Genomic DNA, 7,804 nt, shown 5'->3' on the forward strand with positions numbered 1-7,804 from the left:
GTTCCTCTTAAAGATAAAAATATTTTTTATATTTGCTCTGCATACATACGAAGCCAATTAACAACATCTTCATAAGATTTTTCACCAGAAGCTATATCAATAATTAAAGATTTCTTTTCTTCTAGAGTAGCATTAATTATATATCCATTAACCTTTAAATATATAAACATACAATGCAAAGCCGTTCTCTTATTTCCATCTACAAATGGATGATTCTTTGTTATTCCTCTACATAATTGTGCTGCCTTTTCATACACTGTAGGATATAAATCACATCCACCGAAAGATTGAAATGGTGTAGAAATAGCTGACTCTAATAATCCAATATTTCGTATTCCAGGAGCTAACACAAACTGTCTTTCAAGATCAGAATGAAAGTTCAATATATCTTGTAATAAGAGGTGAATAATTGTATGCATTAGCAGTTCTCTAATTCTTTATATAGTTCATAGTTTTCTACAATCAATTCTTGTGAAAGTTCTTTAAGCCTTTTTTCTAATTCCTTATTATTCTCACTAGTTATAACTTTTATATTTTTTTTATTATTTGTATTATCTGTATTCATCATAACCTCCTAAATCTCATAACCATATTACATGTATTATAGTTAATACTAGATATAATTTGACTCTATTCTAACACTTTTATTGGATATTTTCTATTTTATTTTTCCCATAAACAGTTTACACTAACTTTTTCATAAAGGACTTACATTAACCTTCTTGCAAGAGTTTTACAGTAACCCATGATATTTCTCTCTTAAAGATAGACATGTATGGATTTTACCTACTGCATCTATATCAAAATCAATGATAATATAATATCCCCTTGTATTACTTTCATAATCAAGAAATCCCATATCTATATCATCAAAAATAATTCTGCCACAATATGGATACACATAAAATCCATAACTAGTTTTATAAATCCAATTTTTTATTACAGGGGAAAGAATTTTACTCAATCCATCATAAGTTGCCAAAGCAAATAATCGCTGTACAGTCTTACCTTTGTCTCTAAGCTTTTCAAGTAACACATCTGTAATTAAAATTTCCCGACGAGAACAGTCCCTAACAGCATTGGGAAACATTTCCCTTAATGATTCAGTAAATCCCCAATATTTCAAAGCCTTCTCTAAAGGAATTAAGCGAATGGTATCACTATGTTCTACATAATCTCGGCAAACTGGTTCATCATAGCGCTCTCTAATTTTTGCAATTAATTAATTGTGAACTTTCCTATCATCACTATCAGGATCCGTCTCTATAAATCTACGAACAATCTCATTATCCTCATCAGTAAACTTTTTAAATATTTCTGAAATTTCCTCTACCATAGTTCTGTCCCCTATCTCTCTGTGAAAGTATCAATGTATACGTCCCGTCTACAATCCATTATAGACATCTAGGTGCGTAATACAATCCCATTGCATTTCATTCCCTTAACAATGTCCTGAACTTTTCTATAATACACATAAGTAAAGTGGGTACCACGTCTTCTGACGTTGGTACCCACTTTTTGGTATGCATAGTTAACTTTTAACTATTGTTATTCAGTTTTAACTATTGTTATTTAGTTTTTATGCCATACCCATGCGTTGCATAAGCATTTTAATTTGTGCTTTCATTTCTGCATTTTCTGCATCTTTTCTAGCATTTTCTGCTTTCAATTCTGCAATTTCATCTTGCATTACATATACAGAGGAGATTGGACCACCTTTGTAGCGTTCTGGAAGGTCATCATGTTCTCCACTGCCGAAGCGATATGTAGCGCCAAGATTTGCCATGCTCTTACCAGATCCCATTGTGAATCCAGCCGTTACCATTAAGTTTTCATTTGCATAGTGTGCAAGACCTAATGCCAATGCTTGGTTACCAGAGTAAGTACCAACACCTGCCATGATTTGAGATTTTCTCATTGGGTCATAGCTCAATGGGTTCAACGCTGCTAATGCTGCAGAGTGTGCGCCTACTTGGTCAACACGTTGAGCTGTTTTTTCTAATACTTCAGCTGTTTTACCAATAGCTTCTTTTACTTGGCCAACAGTTGCTACGTCAGTATCTGCAGTACCTGGTTGTAAACCACTGATTTTACCATCTTTGATAGTGATAGTGGATACATTACCGTCCTTATCTTTAGAAGTTACGGAGAATCCATCTTTACCCATAGATACTGATGAAGTACCGTTATCTGCAGGTTTACCGTCTTTATCTAATGGAACACCAGCTGTGATACCACCATTTTTGATGTCAACTTTAGATACTTTACCGTCTTTATCTTTAGTTGCAACGGAGAAACCATCTTTATCCATAGATGTAGCAGAAGCTGCTTCTTTAGGAATGCCATTTTCATCTACTGGATCACCAGCTGTTACACGACCGTCTTTGATACCTACTGTAGCTGGTTTGCCATCTTTACCTGTGCCTACTACAGATACACCATCTTCATTAATTTTTGTAGTGTTTTTACCTTCTTTAGTTGGAACACCATTATCATCTGCTGGAGATCCGAAAGTACCTTCATTAGCTTTTACGCCACCAGATTTTGCATCAAGTTCAACAAATTTTTCGCCTTTTGGATTGCCTACAGTTACTTTGCCATCTTTACCATCTAGCTTAACTTCATTGTCGCCTGTGCCAGCTGTTACGCTACCGTCTTTACCATCGATTTTAACAGCTGTTTTACCATCTGGATCACCAGCTACGATAGTTCCTTCGTGTCCATCAAGTTCTACACCAGGATCTCCGGAATGATCTCCATTAGGATCATTTGCATCATGTTTGCCAAATGTAATTTTTTCGCTCAATGTAGCATGGAATGTTTTAACTCCATCTTCTATTGTAGAAGTAACAGTAATATTTTTGTCACCCTTAACATCGACAGCATCGCCTGCTAATTTTTTGAGTTTCTTTTCCCCTTCAGCGGTAAGACCTTCTAGGTTTTTCATTTTTTCAATATCAGCACCAGTTCCAGCGTGTGCTTCATTCATTTTATCATTAAGAGCTTTTAAAGCATCCCCTACGTTATTAGCAGTTGCCGTAGTAGCACCACTTGCATCTGTAATGTTATAAGTTGGAGCCTTTAATGTTCCATCTTCGTTAACAGCAGCATCACCACCAAGAGCCTTAGCAATTTCATCTTTTGCTGTATGTAACTGGTTACCAGTCACAGCATCTTTGGAGTCTGCAGCTACTTTTCCATCTTTTAAGTTGGATAATGTAATTGGTTTATCGGCACCCTCTGGGTTCATCACGCTTGCGTGAAGGTCATCACCAGTAACTGGTGTAGCAGCACCTTTTTTATTACCAGTTTCGTCAACATCGTCTGCCGAGTAGTATTTACCATCATTAGCTTTCACTAGACGTTTGCCATCAGCATCTGTGTACACTAACGGACCAGCTTCGCCATTACGCAATGCATTTACTTTGTCAGTTAATGTTTTGCCATTCAAGCCATCTTGACCAGTGATACCTTTATCAGCTGCTGTTGCATCTGCTGCATCTGCCGCTTTACCAGTCGCTGCTTTACCATCACGACCTTCGGATGTTGTATCGCCAAGACCCGCCAATTTAGCCAAATCATCTTTAACAGCTTTAGATAAGCCTACAGTAATTGTATCACCTTTTGCTGTTGTTTCGATTTCGTTAGCAGTACCTTTTACTTTTAATGTTTGATCTTTCAAGTTCAAGGACAATTTATGTGCATCATTGTCATCATCTGTAGCATCATCTGCAGTACCCTTATCATCGATAGTTTTATCGCCAGCAAAATGTAATACTGTATTAGCACCTAACTCAGTTTTTAAGTTTTCTAATTTTTCATTTACAGCGTCATTAGTTGCAAGGTTATTAGTGATATTTTGTTTGATACCTTCAATTTCATTGTTAGCAGTGTCAAGTTTTGTATCATGATCAGCTAATTTGTCATTAAGAGTACCAACTTTTGTTGTTAATGCATCGACTTTACCTTTATTCTCGTCTGCAAGAGCTTTTACATCAGTTAACTTGTCATCAAGTTTACCTAATTTTTCTTCGTTAGTTGCTACTTTTCCTTCTAGTGTATCAATCTTGCCTTCAGCAGTGCCTACACGAGTGTCTAAAGCTTCTAATTTAGCTTTGGATGCGATACCTTCGATAACAATATCTTTACCAGCTGCTTCTGTTCCTTCGCCATTTTCTTGTTTTAAAGTGACGTTGCCATCAGCATCTACTGTATATGGGTTTCCAGTTTTCACATGTAACTCATCAGTTTTATCGACTTTGTTTCCACTCATGTTCGCAATCGCTGCATTAACTGTGTCAGCATCCGCTTTTTTAGCTAATTCTGCTGTTACAGTTGCTGCATCAGCTTTTTTAGCTAATTTTTCAGTTACATCGGCTGCATCTGCTTTTTTGCCTACTTCTGTAGTCAATGCATCTAGAGCTGTTTGATCTGCTTTTGCATTGATTTTAGTTGTTAAATCAGTCACATCTTTTTTAGTTGCGATACCAGAAATTGTGAAGTTTTTATCAGCTTTTGGTTCGTTCAAGCCATTTTCTTGGCGTAATGTAACAGTACCAGCTGTTTGATCTACTTCGTAAGTATCTGCCACTACATGCAATTCGTCTGCTTTGCTTACTTTATCAGCAGTAGCATTTGTAATAGCATTGTTCAACTCTTCTTTAGCGGCATCTAATTTATCACTATTCGCTTTATCTGCAGCTGCTAATTTTTTATTTAAATCTTCAGTAGATACTTTGTTGCCCATACCTGCGATAAATTTATCTGCCGTGTCTTTATCAAGTTTGTTAGCGATTACATCTTTCAATGAATTGATGTCATCACGCGTTGCCAATGTTGCTTTTTCTGCTTCAAATGTAGCCGTATCTAATTTTTTACCAAGTTCAGTATTCACACGGTTTTTCTCAGCTGCGAAATCGTCTTTGCTTACTTTTTTAGCTAATTCTGTGTTAATCGCAGTAATTTCAGTTTTTCTTGCAAGACCTTGGATGATAACATCTTCTGTTGCTGCTTCAGCACCAGTACCATTTACTTTTTTCAAAGTTACAGTACCAGCATCAGATACATCGTATGTACCTTTTTTCACATGCAATTCATCTGCTTTGCTTACTTTATCAGCTGTTAAGTTAGTAATATCAGAAGCATTTGCTTTTTTGCCTAATTCTTCATTTAATTTTGCTGTGCTTACTTTATCAGCCAACGCTGCATTCATATCAGCTGTGCTAGCTTTTTTGCCAAGCTCAGTGTCTACATAGGATTTGTCAGCTTTACCGTCAACAGCAGTTTTTAATTCATCTAATTTTGCTTTGCTTGCTAAACCAGTAATTTTTACTGCTTCATCAGCTTTCACAGTGCCTGTGCCATCTGCTTTATCCAATGTTACAGATCCATCAGTAGCTACTGCATATGTACCTTTTTTCACATGCAATTCAGCTGTTTTATCTAATTTATTGTTTGTCAAATTAGTTACATCAGCAGCATTTGCTTTTTTCGCTAATTCTGTATTTAATGTATCATTGCTTACTTTGTCAGCTAAGGCTTCTTTTACTTTACCAGCTGTTACCAATTTGTTTGCATCGCCAGCTGCATTCACGTTGGATGCCAAGTTAGGAGTCACTGTTACTTTGCCATCTGCACTTGTATTGACAGAGATAGCATCACTATTGCCACTTTCAATGGAGCCTGCTCCACCTTTAGCATCGATTGTTACAGAGTTACCATTCGCTGTTAACGTGATATTTTTACCTGCTACTAGTTTTACTTTATTAGCGTCTGCAGCACCTTCTGTTGTGTTAGGCACTAAGTCTTTAGATGTAGCACCATTTACCACTGTTACTGTGCTTAGGGATGCGTTACGTAATGCTTTCAATTGTTTTACGTTCACTGCATCGTTATCATTTGTACCGCTAGCAACGCTAGTGATTCGACGAACAATGTTGCTACCATTACCTACGGAGATGATACCATTACCAGAGTTATTCACAGCATCTTTTGTTAAGTAACCAGTTGTAGCATTGCCATCAGCTTCTGTTGTTGTGGAACCTTCACCTAATGCTACGGAGTGAGCCAATTGTGCTTTCGCTTTTGTACCAATTGCTACGGAGCTAGTTGCTTCTGCATGAGCAGATGTACCGATCGCTACTGCACTATCTGCGGAAGATAATGTTCTACCTTCATCGCTGTTTCCGTTGTTATCGTTACTGGAACCGATAGCTACACCGTTTTTACCAGTTACTTTTACGAAATAACCAAGTGCAGTACCGTATTGTGCATTTTCTTCTACTGTGTTTCGAGCACCCACGCTTAGGGCTTGGTTTGCAAATACATCAGATGTATAACCAATGTTAGTAGCACCAGCTTTTTTTACGTTGATTTGGTAACCAATACCTACTGCTTTATTAGTTTCTACTTTAACTTCATTACCAATTGCTGTAGCGCCCTGTTCTTTTGCTAATACATCAGTACCGATAGCAGTAGCTGCTACACCAGATGCTGTTGCTGTGGAACCCATAGCAAGGGCAGTAGCAGAATTCGCAGATGTATTTGTACCAATCGCAATGGATTTTTCACCAGATGCATTAGGAGCATCTGCGCCTCTCATAGCACTACCGATGGCAATGGATTGTACACCGCTAGCGGATGAACTTGTACCAAAGGAAATTGAGTTTTCAGCTGTTGCTGCTGCAAAAGTACCCATACCTAGAGAGTGTAATCCTTCCGCATGAGTAGATGTACCGATAGCTACTGCGCTTACTCCAGATGCCAATGTTCTACCTGAATCACTGTTACCTCTGTTATCATTACTGGAACCGATGGCTACCGCATTTTTAGCAGTTACTTTTACGAAATAACCTAATGCACTACCATATTGTGCGTCGGCTGAAATACTATTTCGTGCACCGATACTTGTTGCTTGGTTCGCATCTACATCAGATTTATAACCGATGTTTGACGCACCTGCACTACGTACATTGATATCGAAACCTACACCAACTGCTTTGTTAGTCAATACTTGCACATTATTACCAAGTGCAACAGCGCCCTGTTCTTTTGCAATCGCTCCAGAACCTACGGCTACTGCATCTACACCTGTGGATTTGGAATTATTACCAATGGCTAACGATCCACCGCTATTAGCCACTGTGTTAGTACCCACTGCAAGAGAGTTAGTAGCACCTGCTGCTGCTGTTTCACCAATTGCCATTGCACCAGAACCTGTAGCTGTTGCGCTATTTACCAATGCTAAGGAAGCACCGCCGTTTCTTGTACCCTCTGGAATCGCCGCTTGAATCGTTGCTACTTGCGCACTTACTGTCAATGCAGCCAATACGCTAGCTACAGCAATTTTCTTTTTACCTGTCGTGTTTTTTGCTACTTCAGATACTACGATGTAGCATTGCTTGGATTTGCTCCAAATAACTTTGAATAACTTGTTCATTTGTGATGTTTCCTCCTGTTGTACTAATCACCAAAAAAATAACTATAACGAAATTACTTTTGTTATGCCAGCTAATATACATTGTTAGCTAGTTGTTCACATACTTAATGTTTTTTCATGTGTTTCATTTATATATAGGTTATAGACCTATTACATAATCACACATATTGTCTAGTATATTATACCCAATACATCGAAAAATATCAATGCGTATTTTGATTAATTTATGCACTTTTTGCAATAAATATAGGAAAGAACTATTTACCCCCCCCTATTTTTATCACAAGTTACACGTTTTGATGATTCTACTAAACGCTCATTTGTGCCCTTTATAATCCTGTATATAACTCCTACTGTATTTTATAC

Annotated in this window: 4 protein-coding genes; all 4 read right to left on the reverse strand. The window is 37.4% G+C overall.

The window, feature by feature from the left end:
* Nucleotides 1-26: 26 nt before the first annotated feature.
* Complete coding sequence (locus EO121_RS07985; protein WP_127160917.1) at nucleotides 27-419, reverse strand: type II toxin-antitoxin system death-on-curing family toxin; 393 nt, start codon at nucleotides 417-419, stop codon at nucleotides 27-29.
* Nucleotides 419-565, reverse strand: a complete 147-nt coding sequence (locus EO121_RS08685) for a hypothetical protein (protein ID WP_164725900.1) — start codon at nucleotides 563-565, stop codon at nucleotides 419-421. Before EO121_RS08685 ends, EO121_RS07985 begins: the two co-directional genes overlap by 1 nt.
* A gap of 168 nt (nucleotides 566-733) precedes the next feature.
* On the reverse strand, nucleotides 734-1,126 hold the full coding sequence (locus tag EO121_RS07990) for a hypothetical protein (RefSeq protein ID WP_127167307.1): 393 nt from the start codon (nucleotides 1,124-1,126) through the stop codon (nucleotides 734-736).
* A gap of 453 nt (nucleotides 1,127-1,579) precedes the next feature.
* Nucleotides 1,580-7,438, reverse strand: coding sequence for an ESPR-type extended signal peptide-containing protein (locus EO121_RS07995; RefSeq protein ID WP_127167309.1), 5,859 nt, complete (start codon nucleotides 7,436-7,438; stop codon nucleotides 1,580-1,582).
* Nucleotides 7,439-7,804: the final 366 nt, after the last annotated feature.

This window comes from Veillonella sp. CHU732, from assembly GCF_003992085.1.
GTDB lineage: Bacteria > Bacillota > Negativicutes > Veillonellales > Veillonellaceae > F0422.